The sequence below is a fragment of the Kitasatospora sp. NPDC051170 genome, from assembly GCF_044455705.1.
Lineage (GTDB): Bacteria > Actinomycetota > Actinomycetes > Streptomycetales > Streptomycetaceae > Kitasatospora.
This window is the reverse complement of sequence record NZ_JBITFA010000023.1, coordinates 1-15,881: the sequence shown is the minus strand read 5'-3', so window position 1 is coordinate 15,881 and position 15,881 is coordinate 1. Positions and strand designations below refer to the sequence as shown.

19 protein-coding genes are annotated in these 15,881 nt (G+C 69.1%); 4 read left to right on the top strand and 15 right to left on the bottom strand.

The features are described from left to right. Nucleotides 1-41 precede the first annotated feature (41 nt). From ACIBCA_RS34035 to ACIBCA_RS33990, 10 genes are all read right to left on the bottom strand, one after another. Nucleotides 42-302, bottom strand: a complete 261-nt coding sequence (locus ACIBCA_RS34035) for a Txe/YoeB family addiction module toxin (protein ID WP_396286961.1) — start codon at nt 300-302, stop codon at nt 42-44. Further along, on the bottom strand, nt 299-556 hold the full coding sequence (locus ACIBCA_RS34030; protein WP_396286960.1) for a type II toxin-antitoxin system Phd/YefM family antitoxin: 258 nt from the start codon (nt 554-556) through the stop codon (nt 299-301). The genes ACIBCA_RS34035 and ACIBCA_RS34030 overlap by 4 nt, the downstream gene beginning before the upstream one ends. Before the next feature lie 267 nt (nt 557-823). Next, nucleotides 824-1,156: a metal-sulfur cluster assembly factor gene (locus tag ACIBCA_RS34025; RefSeq protein ID WP_078860786.1), complete on the bottom strand. Its 333-nt coding sequence runs from the start codon at nt 1,154-1,156 to the stop codon at nt 824-826. Nucleotides 1,157-1,231: 75 nt separating this feature from the next. Further along, entirely contained in the window at nt 1,232-1,681 is a 450-nt protein-coding gene (gene sufU, locus ACIBCA_RS34020) for a Fe-S cluster assembly sulfur transfer protein SufU (protein WP_396286958.1), read from the bottom strand. Between the two features lie 19 nt (nt 1,682-1,700). Next, on the bottom strand, nt 1,701-2,969 hold the full coding sequence (locus ACIBCA_RS34015) for a cysteine desulfurase (RefSeq protein WP_396286957.1): 1,269 nt from the start codon (nt 2,967-2,969) through the stop codon (nt 1,701-1,703). Further along, the gene (gene sufC / locus ACIBCA_RS34010; RefSeq protein ID WP_031065281.1) at nt 2,966-3,730 is read right to left on the bottom strand and encodes a Fe-S cluster assembly ATPase SufC; all 765 of its coding nucleotides are present in this window, start codon (nt 3,728-3,730) and stop codon (nt 2,966-2,968) included. Before sufC ends, ACIBCA_RS34015 begins: the two co-directional genes overlap by 4 nt. A 6-nt stretch (nt 3,731-3,736) precedes the next feature. Beyond that, the gene (locus ACIBCA_RS34005) at nt 3,737-4,054 is read right to left on the bottom strand and encodes a non-heme iron oxygenase ferredoxin subunit (protein ID WP_031065283.1); all 318 of its coding nucleotides are present in this window, start codon (nt 4,052-4,054) and stop codon (nt 3,737-3,739) included. 5 nt (nt 4,055-4,059) lie between these two features. Continuing rightward, nucleotides 4,060-5,289, bottom strand: a complete 1,230-nt coding sequence (gene sufD / locus ACIBCA_RS34000; RefSeq protein WP_396286956.1) for a Fe-S cluster assembly protein SufD — start codon at nt 5,287-5,289, stop codon at nt 4,060-4,062. A gap of 58 nt (nt 5,290-5,347) precedes the next feature. Continuing rightward, nucleotides 5,348-6,763, bottom strand: a complete 1,416-nt coding sequence (gene sufB / locus ACIBCA_RS33995; RefSeq protein WP_031065289.1) for a Fe-S cluster assembly protein SufB — start codon at nt 6,761-6,763, stop codon at nt 5,348-5,350. Between the two features lie 9 nt (nt 6,764-6,772). Continuing rightward, nucleotides 6,773-7,627, bottom strand: coding sequence for a helix-turn-helix transcriptional regulator (locus tag ACIBCA_RS33990; RefSeq protein WP_396286954.1), 855 nt, complete (start codon nt 7,625-7,627; stop codon nt 6,773-6,775). Between the two features lie 194 nt (nt 7,628-7,821). On the opposite strand from ACIBCA_RS33990, the gene ACIBCA_RS33985 reads away from it, so the two are divergent. Beyond that, entirely contained in the window at nt 7,822-8,748 is a 927-nt protein-coding gene (locus ACIBCA_RS33985) for an ABC transporter ATP-binding protein (RefSeq protein WP_396286953.1), read from the top strand. 41 nt (nt 8,749-8,789) lie between these two features. Continuing rightward, nucleotides 8,790-9,509, top strand: coding sequence for an ABC transporter permease (locus ACIBCA_RS33980; RefSeq protein WP_396287037.1), 720 nt, complete (start codon nt 8,790-8,792; stop codon nt 9,507-9,509). Nucleotides 9,510-9,581: 72 nt separating this feature from the next. Here the strand turns inward: ACIBCA_RS33980 and ACIBCA_RS33975 are convergent, their stop codons facing one another. Continuing rightward, nucleotides 9,582-10,217, bottom strand: coding sequence for an LAETG motif-containing sortase-dependent surface protein (locus ACIBCA_RS33975; protein WP_396286952.1), 636 nt, complete (start codon nt 10,215-10,217; stop codon nt 9,582-9,584). Between the two features lie 336 nt (nt 10,218-10,553). After that, on the bottom strand, nt 10,554-11,846 hold the full coding sequence (locus ACIBCA_RS33970; RefSeq protein ID WP_396286951.1) for a choice-of-anchor A family protein: 1,293 nt from the start codon (nt 11,844-11,846) through the stop codon (nt 10,554-10,556). 224 nt (nt 11,847-12,070) lie between these two features. On the opposite strand from ACIBCA_RS33970, the gene ACIBCA_RS33965 reads away from it, so the two are divergent. Continuing rightward, nucleotides 12,071-13,030, top strand: coding sequence for a heme A synthase (locus ACIBCA_RS33965; protein ID WP_396287036.1), 960 nt, complete (start codon nt 12,071-12,073; stop codon nt 13,028-13,030). A gap of 237 nt (nt 13,031-13,267) precedes the next feature. On the opposite strand, the gene ACIBCA_RS33960 is transcribed toward ACIBCA_RS33965, so the two are convergent. Next, on the bottom strand, nt 13,268-13,798 hold the full coding sequence (locus tag ACIBCA_RS33960; protein ID WP_396286950.1) for a DUF6879 family protein: 531 nt from the start codon (nt 13,796-13,798) through the stop codon (nt 13,268-13,270). Between the two features lie 77 nt (nt 13,799-13,875). Here ACIBCA_RS33960 and ACIBCA_RS33955 point away from each other — a divergent pair, with 77 nt between their 5' ends. After that, nucleotides 13,876-14,553, top strand: coding sequence for a hypothetical protein (locus ACIBCA_RS33955; RefSeq protein ID WP_396286948.1), 678 nt, complete (start codon nt 13,876-13,878; stop codon nt 14,551-14,553). A 211-nt stretch (nt 14,554-14,764) separates the two neighbouring features. On the opposite strand, the gene ACIBCA_RS33950 is transcribed toward ACIBCA_RS33955, so the two are convergent. Both ACIBCA_RS33950 and ACIBCA_RS33945 read right to left on the bottom strand, forming a co-directional pair. Then, complete coding sequence (locus tag ACIBCA_RS33950; protein ID WP_396286947.1) at nt 14,765-15,355, bottom strand: HD family hydrolase; 591 nt, start codon at nt 15,353-15,355, stop codon at nt 14,765-14,767. 12 nt (nt 15,356-15,367) lie between these two features. Beyond that, nucleotides 15,368-15,766 (bottom strand): hypothetical protein, encoded by a 399-nt coding sequence (locus ACIBCA_RS33945; protein ID WP_396286946.1) that lies wholly within the window; start codon nt 15,764-15,766, stop codon nt 15,368-15,370. Nucleotides 15,767-15,881 lie beyond the last annotated feature (115 nt).

The following is a 15,881-nucleotide window of genomic DNA, read 5'->3' as shown; positions in this document are numbered from 1 at the left end:
GCAACAAACCAAGGAGACCGACGAACAGTACGAGGGCTGCCTCAGTTCTCGTAGTGGTAGCGGCCCTGGGCGATCAGGATCGAGTCGTCGGTGACCTTGTAGATCAGCCGGTGCTCATCGTTGATCCGACGCGACCAGTAGCCCTGGAACCCGTGCTTGAGCGGTTCCGGTTTGCCGATCCCCTCGTTGCCGTTGCGCGCGACATCGGCGACGAGGGTGTTGATCCGCTTGAGGATCTTGCGGTCCTGGACCTGCCACCACAGGTAGTCCTCCCAGGCCCGGGAGGAGAAGGTGATCTTCACTCCGGGTCCGCCAGCTCCCGTACGGTTCCGCCGCCGTTCTCCAGCTCGTCGATGGAGGCCAGCAGGCGGCGGGCGTTCGCGGGGCTGCGCAGGAGGTAGGCGGTCTCCTTGAGGGACTGGTAGTCCTCCAGCGAGACGATGACCACCGGCTCGTGCCCGGCGCGGGTGATCACTATCTCCTCGCGGTCGTCGGTGACCGCATTGAGCACCTCGGCGTAGCGTGCGCGGGACTCCGAGTAGGTCATCGTCTTCATGGCTCGACTCCTCCGCTGGGTACAAGAAACTGTACGCCGGTACGGGTGGGGCGACAAGGCGGGATTCCCGGAGTGGATGGTGAGGGTAACGGGGGCGAGCCCGGGGGTGGGCACCCGCCGGGAGGCGGGTGGGGGGTGGATGGTGGGGAACGGTGGGAGAGCTTCTCAGCGAAGCGGATGATGCGCGGGTGTTCAGGCGCAGAAACGCCGCTGCCGCGCGGACCCGGAGGGTTCGCGCGGCAGCGGCGGCAAGCACATACAGAGCAATCAGACGTTGAACCCCAGCGCCCGCAGCTGGTCGCGCCCGTCGTCCGTGATCTTGTCGGGCCCCCACGGCGGCATCCAGACCCAGTTGATGCGCAGGTCCTGCACCAGCCCGTCGGTGGCCGTCTTGGCCTGGTCCTCGATGACGTCCGTCAGCGGGCAGGCCGCCGAGGTGAGCGTCATGTCGATGGTGGCCACGTCGGACTCGTCGATGTGGATGCCGTAGATGAGGCCCAGGTTGACGACGTCGATGCCCAGTTCGGGGTCGACGACGTCCATCAGGGCCTCGGTCAGGTCCTCCACCGAGACGGTTCCGGCGGTGGTGCCGACGATCAGGCCCGTACCGGCCGTCTGGTCCTCCGCAGCGGAGGTGGTTTCGTCAGTCACAATGATCAGTCCTCCTCTACGGATTCAGTCGGTAACGGGGTGCTGCGCCAGCGCCTGGGCGGTGGCGTCCTTCCAGGCCATCCAGCTGAGCAGCGCGCACTTGACGCGGGCCGGGTACTTGGAGACGCCGGCGAACGCGACCGCGTCCTCCAGCACCTCCTCGTCGCCCTCGCCCTGGCCCTTGCTCTGCATCAGTTCCAGGAAGGCTTCCTGGACCACCTGCGCCTCGCCCACGGTCTTGCCGACGACCAGGTCGTTCAGCACGGAGGCGCTGGCCTGGCTGATCGAGCAGCCCTGGGACTCGTACGAGACGTCAACGACGGTGGAGCCGTCGAGCTTCACCCGCAGGGTGATCTCGTCGCCGCACGTCGGGTTGACGTGGTGCACCTCGGCGTCGCCGTCCCGCAGGCCCTTGCCGTGGGGGTTGCGGTAGTGGTCCAGGATGATGTCCTGGTACATCGAGTCGAGCTTCATGATCGTCCGCCCTGTCCCGTCAGCCGAAGAAGTTCCGGACGTGGTGCAGGCCGTCGATCAGCGCGTCGACCTCGCCCGGCGTCGAGTACAGGTAGAACGACGCCCGCGTGGTCGCGGGAATTCCGTACCGCAGGCAGACGGGCCGCGCGCAGTGGTGGCCGACGCGCACGGCGATGCCCTGCTCGTCGAGCACCTGGCCCACGTCGTGCGGGTGGATGTCACCGAGGGTGAACGAGATCGCCGCGCCGCGGTCGACGGCCGTACGCGGGCCGATGATCCGCAGGTCGGGGACCTCGAGCAGCCGCTCGACGGCGTACTCGGTGATGGCGTGCTCGTGGGCGGCGATCTTGTCCATGCCGATGCCGGACAGGTAGTCGATGGCCGCACCGAGCCCGACCGCCTGGGCGATCGGCGGGGTGCCGGCCTCGAACTTGTGCGGCGCCGGGGCGTAGGTGGACGAGCCCATGGTGACGGTCTCGATCATCTCGCCGCCGCCGAGGAACGGCGGGAGGTCCTCCAGCAGCTCCTGGCGGCCCCAGAGGACGCCGATGCCGGTCGGGGCCAGCATCTTGTGACCGGTGAAGGCGACGAAGTCGGCTTCGAGCGCCTGCACGTCGAGCACCATGTGCGGGGCGGCCTGCGAGGCGTCGATGACGACGAGCGCGCCGACGGACTGCGCCTTGCGCACGATCGTCTCGACCGGGTTGACGGTGCCCAGCAGGTTGGAGACCAGCGTGACCGAGACGACCTTCGTCCTCTCGGTGATCAGCTCGTCGATGTTCGAGAGATCGAGCCGACCTTCATCGGTCAGCCCGAACCACTTGAGCTTCGCGCCGGTGCGCTGCGACAGCAGCTGCCACGGGACGATGTTCGAGTGGTGCTCCATCTCCGTGATGACGATCTCGGAGTCGGCGTCCACGCGGTACGGCTCGTCGGCCCAGCCCAGCATGTTGGCGACGAGGTTGAGCGACTCGGAGGCGTTCTTGGTGAAGATCACCTCGTTGCGGCTCGGCGCGTTGACGAAGGCCGCGACCTTGTCGCGGGCGCCCTCGTACAGCGCCGTGGCCTCTTCGGCGAGCACGTGCACGCCGCGGTGGACGTTGGCGTTGTGCCGCTCGTAGTAGGCGTTCAGGGCTTCCAGCACCTGGCGCGGCTTCTGCGAGGTCGCCGCGTTGTCCAGGTAGACGAGCGGCTTGTCGTCGTGCAGCACGCGCTGCAGCACCGGGAAGTCCTTGCGGATCGCGTCGGTGTCGAGCAGGGCGGAATGACCGGTGAAGGCATGCGTCACTCGGACGCGCCCCCCTTCACGTACGCCTCGTAGCCCTCGTTCTCCAGCTTGTCGGCCAGCTCGGCACCGCCGGACTCGACGATGCGGCCGCCCGCGAAGACGTGGACGTAGTCGGGCTGGATGTACCGCAGGATGCGGGTGTAGTGGGTCACCAGCAGGGTGCCGACCTCGCCGGTGGAGCGGACCCGGTTGATGCCCTCGGAGACGATGCGCAGCGCGTCGACGTCCAGGCCGGAGTCGGTCTCGTCGAGGATCGCGATCTTCGGCTTGAGCAGCTCGAGCTGGAGGATCTCGTGGCGCTTCTTCTCGCCGCCGGAGAAGCCCTCGTTGACGTTGCGCTCGGCGAAGGCCGGGTCCATCTGCAGGGCGGCCATGGCCTCCTTGACCTCCTTGACCCACAGCCGCAGCTTGGGGGCCTCGCCGCGGACGGCGGTGGCGGCGGTGCGCAGGAAGTTGGAGACGGAGACGCCGGGGACCTCGACCGGGTACTGCATGGCCAGGAAGACGCCGGCCTTGGCGCGCTCGTCCACGGACATCTCGAGGACGTCCTCGCCGTCGAGCAGCACGGTGCCGCCGGTGACGGTGTACTTGGGGTGGCCGGCCAGCGAGTAGGCGAGGGTGGACTTGCCGGAGCCGTTGGGGCCCATGATGGCGTGGGTCTCGCCCTGCTTGACGGTGAGGTCGACGCCCTTCAGGATCTCGCGCGGGCCGTTCTCGGCGTCCACGGAGACGTGCAGGTCGCGGATTTCAAGGGTTGCCATGTGTACTCAGGACTCCTGGTTGACGGAGACGAGCACATCGTCCCCTTCGATCTTTACGGGGTAGACGGCGACCGGCTTGGTGGCGGGCAGACCGGAGGGCTTGCCGGAGCGCAGGTCGAAGCTGGAGCCGTGCAGCCAGCACTCGATCATGCAGTCCTCGACCTCGCCCTCGGACAGCGAGACGTTCGCGTGCGAGCAGATGTCGTTGATCGCGAACACCCCCTCGTCGGTGCGGACGACGGCGACCGGGACGCCGTTGAGGTCCACGCGCTTGGGCACGTCCTCCTGGAGGTCGCCGAGCGCGCAGGCACGCAGGAAGCTCATCGGGATCAGACCGCCGCTTCGAGCTCGGCGTCGATCTTGACCATGAGCTGCTCCTGCACCTCGGCCACACCGATCTGCTGCAGCAGCTCGGCGAAGAAGCCGCGCACCACCAGGCGGCGGGCCTCGTCGGCCGGGATGCCGCGGGCCATCAGGTAGAACAGCTGCTCGTCGTCGAAGCGGCCGGTCGCGGAGGCGTGGCCGGCGCCGACGATCTCGCCGGTCTCGATCTCCAGGTTCGGGATGGAGTCGACCCGGGCGCCGTCGGTGAGCACCAGGTTCCGGTTGAGCTCGTACGTGTCGGTGCCCAGCGCGGCGGCGCGGATCAGCACGTCGCCGACCCAGACGGCGTGCGCGTCCTTGCCCTGGAGGGCGCCCTTGTACGCGACGTTGGAGCGGCAGTGCGGGGTGTCGTGGTCGATGACCAGACGGTGCTCCAGGTGCTGGCCGGCGTCGGCGAAGTACAGGCCGAACAGCTCGGCCTCGCCGCCGGGGCCCGCGTACTTGACGCGCGGGTGCAGGCGCACGAGGTCGCCGCCGAAGGTGACGACGACGGACTTGTACGAGGCGTCGCGGCCGACCAGCGCGTTGTGCTGGGCGACGTGCACGGCGTCGCGGTCCCAGTCCTGGACGGAGACGAAGGTGAGCTTCGCGCCGTCGCCGACGAGCAGCTCCACGTTGGCGGCCCGGGTGCCGGTGCCCTCGTGGTTGAGGACGACGACGGCCTCGGCGAACGGCTTGACGTCGATCACCACGTGGGCGAAGCGGACGCCGCCCTCGCCGCGCACGTCGATCCTGACCGGCTCGGCGAGCACCGCGTCCTTGGGGACGGTGACGACGAGCGCCTGGTCGAACGCGCTGAACGCCTGCGCGGCGACGCGGTCGACGGGCGTGCCGGCCTTGCCCAGGCGGGCGTCGTCACGGCCGACGGTCTCGGCGGTGACGCCGTCCGGCAGCGCGAGCTCGACCTTGTCCTCGCCGCGTTCGCCCGCGGCGGCGGTGCCGTCGTGCAGGCCGCCGAGGCGGTGCAGCGGCGTGAACCGCCAGTCTTCCTCGCGGCCGTGCGGCACCGGGAAGTCGTTCACGTCGAAGGAGGGCTTGACCGCGACGCGCGCGTCGATCGGCTGCTGGACCGAGGTCCGGCCGGTGCCGGGGCCGGCGAGCTGCGCGCCCGCGCCCGCCGTGCCGACCTCGATCGAACCGGCGGTGGTGGAGCCGGTGGTGTTCTGCTCAGCCATGGCTGTTCGTTGTGCTCTCTTCCTCGAAATCAGTGGATGGCGGTCGGACGGCCGGGGGTCAGCCGACCGAACCCTCCATCTGCAGCTCGATCAGCCGGTTGAGCTCCAGCGCGTACTCCATCGGCAGCTCGCGCGCGATCGGCTCGACGAAGCCGCGCACGATCATCGCCATCGCCTCGAACTCGGTCAGGCCGCGGCTCATCAGGTAGAACAGCTGGTCCTCGCTGACCTTCGAGACGGTCGCCTCGTGGCCCATGGACACGTCGTCCTCGCGGACGTCCACGTACGGGTAGGTGTCCGAGCGGGAGATGGTGTCCACCAGCAGTGCGTCGCACAGCACGTTGGACTTGGCCCCCTTGGAGCCCTCACCGATCTCGATCAGGCCGCGGTAGGAGGTCCGGCCGCCGCCTCGCGCCACCGACTTGGAGACGATGTTGGAGGAGGTGTTGGGCGCCATGTGCACCATCTTGGCGCCGGCGTCCTGGTGCTGGCCCTCGCCGGCGAACGCGATCGACAGCGTCTCGCCCTTGGCGTGCTCGCCCATCAGGTAGACGGCCGGGTACTTCATGGTGACCTTGGAGCCGATGTTGCCGTCGACCCACTCCATGGTCGCGCCCTCGTACGCCACGGCGCGCTTGGTGACCAGGTTGTAGACGTTGTTCGACCAGTTCTGGATCGTCGTGTAGCGGCAGCGGCCGCCCTTCTTGACGATGATCTCCACGACCGCGGAGTGCAGCGAGTCGGAGGAGTAGATCGGCGCGGTGCAGCCCTCGACGTAGTGGACGTAGGCGTCCTCGTCGACGATGATCAGCGTCCGCTCGAACTGGCCCATGTTCTCGGTGTTGATCCGGAAGTAGGCCTGGAGCGGGATGTCGACGTGCACGCCCTTCGGCACGTAGATGAACGATCCGCCCGACCACACCGCCGTGTTCAGCGCGGCGAACTTGTTGTCGCCGGCCGGGATGACGGTGCCGAAGTACTCCTTGAAGATCTCCGGGTGCTCGCGCAGCGCGGTGTCCGTGTCCAGGAAGATGACGCCCTGCTCCTCCAGGTCCTCACGGATCTGGTGGTAGACGACCTCGGACTCGTACTGCGCGGCGACACCGGCGACCAGGCGCTGCTTCTCCGCCTCCGGGATGCCCAGCTTGTCGTACGTCGCCTTGATGTCCGCCGGCAGGTCCTCCCAGGACTCGGCCTGCTTCTCGGTGGAGCGGACGAAGTACTTGATGTTGTCGAAGTCGATGCCGGTCAGGTCGGAGCCCCAGGTCGGCATGGGCTTCTTGCCGAACAGCTTCAGGCCCTTGAGACGCAGGTTGAGCATCCACTCGGACTCGCTCTTCTTCGCGGAGATGTCGCGGACGACCTCCTCGCTGAGCCCGCGCTTGGCCACGGAGCCGGCGGCGTCCGGGTCGGCCCAGCCGTACTCGTAGTTGCCCAGGCCCTCGAGCTCCGGGTGCGAAACGGTGTCAGTCATGCGAGCTTCCTAACGCGCGGACGCAGAATCTTCGGTGGACGCGGAATTTTCCGACGTGCTGGCAGTCGGCACTGCATCGGAGCCGCGGACCGTGCTGCGCACGGTGGGCGACGATGCGGCACCGGTTGCCGGCACATAGGTGGTGCAGACCCCGTCGCCGTGGGCGATGGTGGCCAGCCGTTGCACATGGGTGCCCAGGAGCTGGGAGAAGACCTCGGTCTCCGCCTCGCAGAGCTGCGGGAACTGCTCGGCGATGTGCGCGACCGGGCAGTGGTGCTGGCAGAGCTGGGCACCCGCGGGGGCCTTGGCCGCCGGGGGGACACGCCGCACCGTCGCAGCGTACCCGTCCGCGCTCAGCGCCTGGGCGAGGGCCTCCGGGCGATCCTGCGCCTCGGCCTGCCGCAGGGTCTCCAGGTACTTCTCGGCCTGCTTGCCGAACCGGGCCCGGGCGAAGGCGGCGACGGCCTCCTCGCCCGCCTTGCCGCCGCCCACCGAGTCGGCGATCCAGCGCAGCGCGTCGGCGGCGAGCTGGTCGTACGCCTGGTAGAAGGCGTCGCGGCCGGCGTCGGTGAGGCCGAAGACCTTGGCCGGGCGGCCGCGGCCGCGGCTGCCGTAGACCCGCTGTTCGCGGGCGTCGACCAGGCCGGTGGCGGCCAGCGAGTCCAGGTGGCGGCGCACGGCGGCGGCGGTGAGGCCGAGCCGGCTGGCCAGGTCGGCGGCGGAGGACGGGCCGTGGTCCAGGATGGAGCGAGCGACCCGGTCACGGGTGGCGCGGTGGCCGTCCAACAGCACCTCTGCCGCCGTCGCGGGCACGTCGTAGCCGGGGGCCGACTCGGCCTCCTGCTGCGGGGTGTGCTCGCGCATGTTTTTCACAACACCAGTGTTGCGTAATTACTTCCGCCGGGACAAGCCGTGATCCACGCCGCACCCGTGTCATCTGTCACGCAGGCAAGCCTTACCTGGCTTGGGAATTCGATCATGCGGGCACCTTCAGGGCGCCGTTTCGATCACCGAGGCGCCGTCCGGCCCGCGCGTGAGGCCCTCTTAGACTCGCCGGTATGAACCCCGTACCCGCGGTCCAGATCGCCGGGCTGGTCAAGCGCTACGGCGAGAAGGTCGCGGTCGACGGCCTCGACCTGACCATCGCCCCCGGCACGATCACCGCAGTCCTCGGCCCCAACGGCGCCGGCAAGACCACCACCATCGAGACCTGCGAGGGCTACCGCCGCCCCGACGCCGGCACCGTCCGCGTCCTCGGCCTCGACCCGGTCGGCCAGAACGCGGCCCTGCGGCCCCGGATCGGCGTGATGCTCCAATCGGGTGGCGTGTACGCGGGGGCGCGCGCCGTGGAGATGCTCCGGCACACCGCCAGGCTGCACGCCCACCCCCTGGACGTCGACGCCCTCGTCGAACGCCTGGGCCTCGGCTCCTGCGGCCGTACGACCTACCGCCGCCTCTCCGGCGGCCAGCAGCAGCGCCTCGCCCTCGCCATGGCCGTGGTCGGCCGCCCCGAGCTCGTCTTCCTGGACGAACCCACCGCGGGCCTCGACCCCCAGGCCCGCCGCGCCACCTGGGAACTCGTCCGCGACCTGCACCGCGACGGCGTCACCGTGGTCGTCACCACCCACCACATGGACGAGGCCGAACAGCTCGCCGACCACGTCGCCATCGTCGACGGCGGCCGCGTCATCGCCCACGGCACCACCGAGGAGCTCTGCCGCGGCGGCTCCGAGGACGCCCTGCGCTTCGACGGCCCGCCCGGCCTCGACCTCGGCCCGCTGCTCAAGGAGCTCCCCGCCGGCGCCGCCGCCGTGGAGACCTCCCCCGGCAGCTACCGCGTCCAGGCGCCGGTCTCGCCCGCACTGGTCGCCGCCGTCACCGCCTGGTGCGCGGCCTCCGGCATCCTGCCCGAACGGCTGTCCGTCCAGCGCCGCAGCCTCGAAGACGTCTTCCTCGACCTGACCGGACGGGAGCTCCGCTCGTGACCGACTACTCCCCCAGGCCGGGAGCGGCGCCCGTCGGCCGGATGCTGCTCGCCCAGACGGCCTTCGAGACGAGGATGCTGCTGCGCAACGGCGAACAGCTGCTGCTCACCGTCGTCATCCCGACCGTCCTGCTGGTGCTCTTCTCCGCCGTCGACATCGTCGCCGTCGACGGCCCCGGCAAGCGCGTCGACTTCCTCGCCCCGGGCCTGCTCGCCCTCGCCGTGATGTCCACCGCCTTCACCGGCCAGGCCATCGCCACCGGCTTCGAACGCCGCTACGGCGTCCTCAAGCGCCTCGGCGCCAGCCCGCTGCCCCGCTGGACGCTGCTCACCGCCAAGACCGGCTGCGTCCTGGTGACGGAGATCCTCCAGGTCGCGCTGCTGTCCGTGATCGCGCTCGCCCTCGGCTGGTCCCCCCACGGCAACCCTCTGGCCGTCGCCGCCCTGCTCGCCCTCGGCACCGCCGCCTTCTCCGGCCTCGGCCTGCTGATGGCCGGCACCCTCAAGGCGGAGGCGACGCTGGCCGCCGCCAACCTGGTCTTCATCCTGCTGCTCCTGGCCGGCGGGGTGATCGTGCCGCTGGGCAAGTTCCCCGACGCCGTACGGTCGGCGCTGGAACTGCTGCCGATCTCCGCCCTCTCGGACGGGCTGCGCTCGGTGCTCCAGCACGGCGCGGGCGTGCCCTGGTCCGACCTCGGCATCCTCGCCGTCTGGTCCGTCCTCGGCCTGGCGGCGGCCGCGCGCTTCTTCCGCTGGGAGTAGCGTCCTGGTATGCCCAACGCCCCCCGGCCTCAACAGGCCGGGGGGCGTTCGTCGTTCGGCTTACCGGGGGCGTCAGCCTTCGCTGCCGCCACGACGCTTGCGGGCCAGCAGCACGAGCGCGCCACCGACCAGCACCACGCCGCCACCGGCGGCCGCGATGATCGGGGTGGAGTCGCTGCTACCGGTCTGCGCGAGCACCGGGCCGGGGGTGCTGGGCGACGGAGACGGCGTCTTGGTCGGCGTCTTCGTCGCGGACGGCGTGACCGTGGGGGTCACCGTCGGAGTCGGGGTCTGCGTCGGGGTCTTGCTGGGGGTGGGGACCGGAGTCGGCGTGTGGCACGGCTCGATGGTCTTCGTCTCGTCGACGGCCCATGACGGCTCGCTCGGCGACTCCGTGGTCTTGACCACCAGGTGCGCCTTGACCGCGGCGTTGTGGTCCTTCACCACGACGCTGTCGTGGAACTCCTTGCCGAAGGTCTTGCCGTCCAGGACCTTCTCACCGTCGATGGTGAGGGTGACCGTGTTCGTCACGCCCTGCTTGTCGCTGTAGTTGATCAGATCGATCTGCACCTTGTCGCAGGTCACCGACCAGGTCGGCGTGTGCGCCGAGGCACTGGTCGCCAGCGCCAGGGGAAGAACGAATCCGGCCGCCGCCGTACCGGCGAGGGCCGCCGCGCCCATCCTGGATATCCGCTGCTGTCGCGCCATACCTTGTTCCCCTCCGAACGGTCTTACGCAGCAGGCGTGTTGAATGGGTTCGCGGTGGCCCGCCACGACTGTCCGGGGGACTCTACCGGCACTCCCACATCTCGCCACACCCCGCCGTGCGACCGGAATTCGTCTGTCGGTCCGCTGTCGAATGTGTATGACCAGCCCATCACAGCCGCCACCTCGCTGAACGCGTTTTCGGCAAACCTGAATGAACTTCGTCACCTTCAGACAGAACGGCGCCCCCGGCGATCAGGTTCAATCACCGAGGGCGCCGCATCGGCCACGTCAGCCGTGTCAGCTGCGTCAGCCGCGTCTAATCGGGCTGGGCTCCGATCAAGCCTTCTTGGCCGCCCGGCGACGGGCGACGACGACCATCGCGCCACCGGCCGCGATCACCGCGGCGCCGGCGATGGCCAGCGGGACCACCGGGCCGGAGCCGGTGTGGGCCAGGTCGCCGCCGTCGGCCTTGGCGGACGGACTGGCCGCCCCCGGCACCGCCGGAGCGGTGGAGGAGGACGGGCCGGCCGAGCCGCCCGCGCTCGGCGAGCCGGTGCCGCCCGGAGTGGTCGCGCTGCCGGACGGGTTCGGCGTGGCGGTGGTGCCCGGGGTGGTGGCCGACGGCGACGGCGAGGTCGGCGTGGTCGGCGGGGTGGTCGGCGGGGTGGTCGGGGTCGTCGGCAGGCAGCCGGTGAAGGGGTAGTGGTGCGTCTCCGCGCCACCCTTACCGGTCAGCGAGGCGGCGATGACCGAGCCGTTGACCGGGCCGGCGCTGCCGAGGTCGAAGGCGGCGTTCGGGGCGAGCACGGTGCCGGCCCAGGCGGCGGCGCTGTTCTTGACGACCTTGGTGGCGGTCGGGAAGTTCCACAGCAGCTTGGCCCGGATCGCGCCACCCGAGGCGCTCTGCAGCTTGTCGTCCAGGAGGAAGGCGTTCTTGCCCGCGTCCCAGATGCTGAAGCCGGTGGTCCCGGCCGCGGCCATGTCGTACGAGCCGCCGGTCACGTTGATCACGGTGACCGAGCCGGCGGGCACCTTGAGGAAGACGTCCTTGGCGCCCTGGAGCTTCGCGGCGTCGACGGTGAAGCTGTTGTACTTCGCGTCGCCGCCGGTGAAGGTCAGCTTCGGGCCGTCCGCCTGGACGGTGGCGCCGGCGGTCTGCGGGACGGCGGCCAGCGCGGTCGAGGCGGCGCGCAGCTTGGCGAACTCGGCCTTGAAGTCGATCGGCGAGGCGCCCTGGCCGACGGTGCCGGCGTGGGCCTGGATGACGGCGCCGTCGGCCTTGGAGCCGTAGACGCCGTTGCCCTTCATCACCTGGGTGTTGCCACCGGTGAGCTTGCCGGCCACGACGAGCGCGTTCTTGCCCGGCAGGGCGTCGACCTGGGCCTGGGTCAGCTCCTGGCCGACCGAGAACCCACCGGTGAAGTCGGCGTTGCCACCGACCGCGACGGCGCCCTCGGCGTCGGGGGTGTGGGTGTCGTCGCCCTCGATGAACTCGCCATACAGGTTGGCGACCCCGAGGCTGCGGCACTCCTGACCGGGGTCGGCAGCCTGGGCGGCCGGGGCGACGAGGCCGGCCAGGACGAACGAGCCGCCGACGGCGAGCGCGGCGGCTGAGGTGGATATGCGCATGTGCAGGATCTCCGCTTACGTGCGGGAGGAGTGGGAGCGGCCCGAAAAAAAGGTATGGACCAATCCGCACTCTTGCGGCCATACGGGTGATTGGTCAAGACCAATGTGCGTGTCGTCCGAATTATCCCGTTTGGATTCTCGTACCCCTGGGTAGCGTCCGCCGTCGCCCGGTGCCGCGCCCCGCCCCAAGATCAGCTGTAAGGGCACCTACGATTGACCCCGTGATGAACCCCTTCTCCCTGCTCGCCGAGCGCTGGCAGCCCTCCGCCGAGATGGTCCGGCGCGCCACGTTCGCCGCACTGGTGATGAGCGTGGTCATCGTCGTCACCGGCGGCGCCGTCCGCCTCACCGCCTCCGGCCTCGGCTGCACCACCTGGCCCCGCTGCACCGACGACAGCCTGGTCCCGACCGCCGAAATGGGCTTCCACGGCGTCGTCGAGTTCACCAACCGCATGCTCACGTACGTGCTGAGCGCGGCCGTCGGCTGGGCCATCCTCGCCGCCCGCTGCCACCGCCCCTGGCGGCGCAGCATGACCAAGCTCGGCTGGGCCCAGTTCTGGCTCGTGATGAGCAACGCCGTCCTCGGCGGCATCACCGTCCTGACCGGCCTCAACCCGTACACCGTCGCGCTGCACATGATCGCCGCGATGGGCCTGGTCTGGGTCGCCCTGCTCATGTGGGAACGCTCCAAGGAAGGCGACGGCCCCGCGAAGCTCGCCGTGGCCCGCCCCATCCACCAGCTCTCCTACGTCCTGGTCACCGTCATCGGCCTCCTGGTCGCCGCCGGCACCCTGGTCACCGGCGCCGGCCACCACCCGGGCACGCCCAAGGACAACAAGATCGTCCCGCGCATCCCGATCGACTACGACCGCCTCGCCCAGTTCCACGCCGACCTGGCCTTCATCGCCGTCGGCCTCGCGATCGCCGCCCTCTTCGTCCTCGCCGCCGTCAAGGCCCCCCAGCCCGCGAAGGCCCGCGCCAAGGAACTCCTCGCCGTCCTCCTCCTCCAGGGCGTCCTCGGCTTCATCCAGTACTTCACCGACGCCCCCGAGCTGATGGTCGGCCTCCACATGCTCCTGGCCTCCCTCACCTGGATCGCCGCCCTCCGCATCCCCCTCGCCCTCCGCACCCGCGCAATCGCCGACACTCCGGCCACCCGCACCCTCGAGCCCGCCACCGCCTGACCACCGCCCGAAGGGCCCCCGCATCGCACGCGATGCGGGGGCCCTTCTGCTCGCTGAACACCCGCGCATCATCCGCTTCGCCGAGCAGTTCCCCCACCGTTCCCCACCATCCACCCCCCACCCGCCTCCCGGCGGGTGCCCACCCCCGGCCTGGCCGCGCTACGCGCGGCCGACCGAACGGCATGGGCGCTGGAAAGGGGGAAGAGGAAGAGGAGATGAACCGGCCGACAGTGGTGACTACTCGGCCATGCTGTACGCCTCGTGAGGAACAGCCCGCTCCCACACCGCGTCGAAGGATGCCGCGCAGCTCCGCGCCACAGCGGGATCGTCATTTTGGTCCGTGTGCACCCACTGGCCGTCGCCGTCGAAGATGTTGAACTGGACGATCCTGCCGTCGAACAACCAGAAGTCGTTTCCGGGCAGTAGCAGGTCGGAGGCTCCCCTGCGAGGCAGCCACCGCACCTCCTCGCCGCCTGCCACGTTGGTGAAGGTGAACGAGTGCTCGTACCGGATGTATTCGCTGGCAGGCTCCGAGATGACCCTGGCTCGTTTCACCGAGACCCCGTTGGCGGTCACCTCCTGAACGAGGTCGAGCCACGGCCTCCACCACGACCCGCGATCGGCGGGGTCGAGCCGGTGACCCGACTTCCAGGCCCGGAAACCCTCTTCCTCGTTGTCGACCGCGTAGACATCGCGCAGTTCCAGGTGGACCGCCGACTTCCGCGCAGACCTCAAAAGGTCAGCGAAGCTGTTCAAACTCTGCGACATCCAACGCCTCCTCGAGTGCCTTGGCCATCCGGGCCGGGAGGCCCTACCTGTCAGAGGTCTGGCCTAGGTTCGGGCCTGTGAACCACAGCAGCTCCAAGGCCGGGGCGCCCCACGAGCCTGACTTGCCGCCCTACCAGGCAGTCCTGGCGGAGACTGATTGGGCTTCGCTCGAGACGGCTTTCGGAAACGGTGAGTGCCTTCCCGAAGTCCTGGCACAGTTGCTGGAGCCTGATCCCAAGGCGCAGGTCACCGCTTTGTCGGAGCTGACTGAGCTGGTCGGCCACCAGGGCACCATCTACGAAGCCACCGCCCCCGTCGCCGTGTACATCGCCGGCATCCTCGCCCACCCGGCGGTCATGACCCTCCGGCCGTATCGCAACGTCCCGTTCCGCGCGACCTTGTTGAACTGGTTGGCTTCCACGGCCGACGACGCCTCCGATGAGGTTGTCGACCGCACCGAGCGGTACTTCCCTGGCTTCCTCGCCCCCGGCACCACGCTGGCGGCCTTCCGCGACCTGCGCCCGATGCTTTTTCGAGCCGTCTCACCGTTCCTGGAGGACAGTCACGAGGACGTGCGCGAAGCCGCCGGCCTCGCCGCGCTCGTCCTCGCCGAACACCCCGCACTTGCCCAGCATCGCGATCACCTAGCTGTCTACGCGTGCCGTGACGTCAGCGACACGGAACCTTTCCAGGAGGGGCCCTGGGGCTGCGGGCCGCACAGCGATGGCCGGGGCGATCTCGAGCCTCCCTTCTGACTCATAGGCGAGCAGACTATGGCCCAGGAAAGTGCAGCCAGCCGAGTACAGGTCTGCTGCGAGGACGCCCGACCTCATCCAAGTCCGCTTCAACCCATCACGGGCAACCGCCCCATAAGCGCAGGAAGTCGGCCCAGCCGACTTCCTGCGCATCTGCCCTCCACCACCCTCTGCAGGCACCGAGTGGAGCGATGCAATCTCTCCGATGCCGTTACTCAGGCTTGAAAGGCTCGAGATAGACCTTCTGCCACTCCAACGAGGTCATGGTGAGAGCCGCCTCCGCGAGCTCCCGGGCGGAGTCGGTCTTCAGACTGCCGAGACTGCTGTCGATCCACGGCTGGACGTTCTGGTAGCCCTGCTCCCGGTACTCGACCGCTTGGAGGAGGCATTCGAGCTTGTCGGCGTCGTGCGCGACGACCACCTCCAGGCTCTCGCCGTTCTCATACTCCGCGACGACTGCATTGATCCCAGCGACAACAGCCGGGTGAGCAGCGCTGACCTGGTCGGCGGTCACCCGCTCGTTGGAGGCTGCGGTGAGGTACCGCCGACCGATGTGCGGGATGTCACCGATGCGAGTCTCCTGCGTGTCGTGGAAGAGGCACAACAGAGCGACCTTCGCCGGATCAGCTCCCTCCATCATCGCGAGAACCGCACCAACGACACCGGTGCGGAAGGAGTGTTCAGCGATCGTCTCAGGGTCCTTCACCCCGGCAATCCACCACCCCGACCGCTTCGCCCGCTTGAGCATCCCCGCTTCGAAGAGATACCCCGCAGTGCCCTTCGCCTGCCCGTTCTCTGCCATGGCCGACCTCTCTCAAACGCCGTACCCACCTGTCCGGAGACCGTAGTACAACGATTCCGACTTGCGCCGGGACTCGGAAGACAGAGTTCCACCATCAAGCAGAACACCAACTCTTCCAGCCAATTCCCGTGCCGCATACGGATCAGAGTCGAACAGGTTCCGGCGTGAAAGAACCAGAGCCCAGACGGAATGAACGTACAGATCGGTGTACTCAACGGCCCTGTCCAGCCGCACTGCGAGCTCCCGCAGCAGCGCCGAGGCGTCCCAGGCTGGTCGGTCGCGCTCAGTCATGAAGAAGTCGTCTGTCTGAGCGCGCCGGTCGAGCCCGAGCCAATGCGCCCAGTAGTTCAGGTTGGCCGCCTCGGCCTGGTCCTGGTCGGCGATGGATCTGTTGATGAAATCACTCAGCAAGCTCGGGTCACCCTGACGAGCTAGAGATCGTCTTCAAAGATCAGATCCAGAGCAGGATCGAGGCGATGGTGACGGCGGCCTGGTAGGACTCGCGGGTCTTGTCATAGCGGGTGGC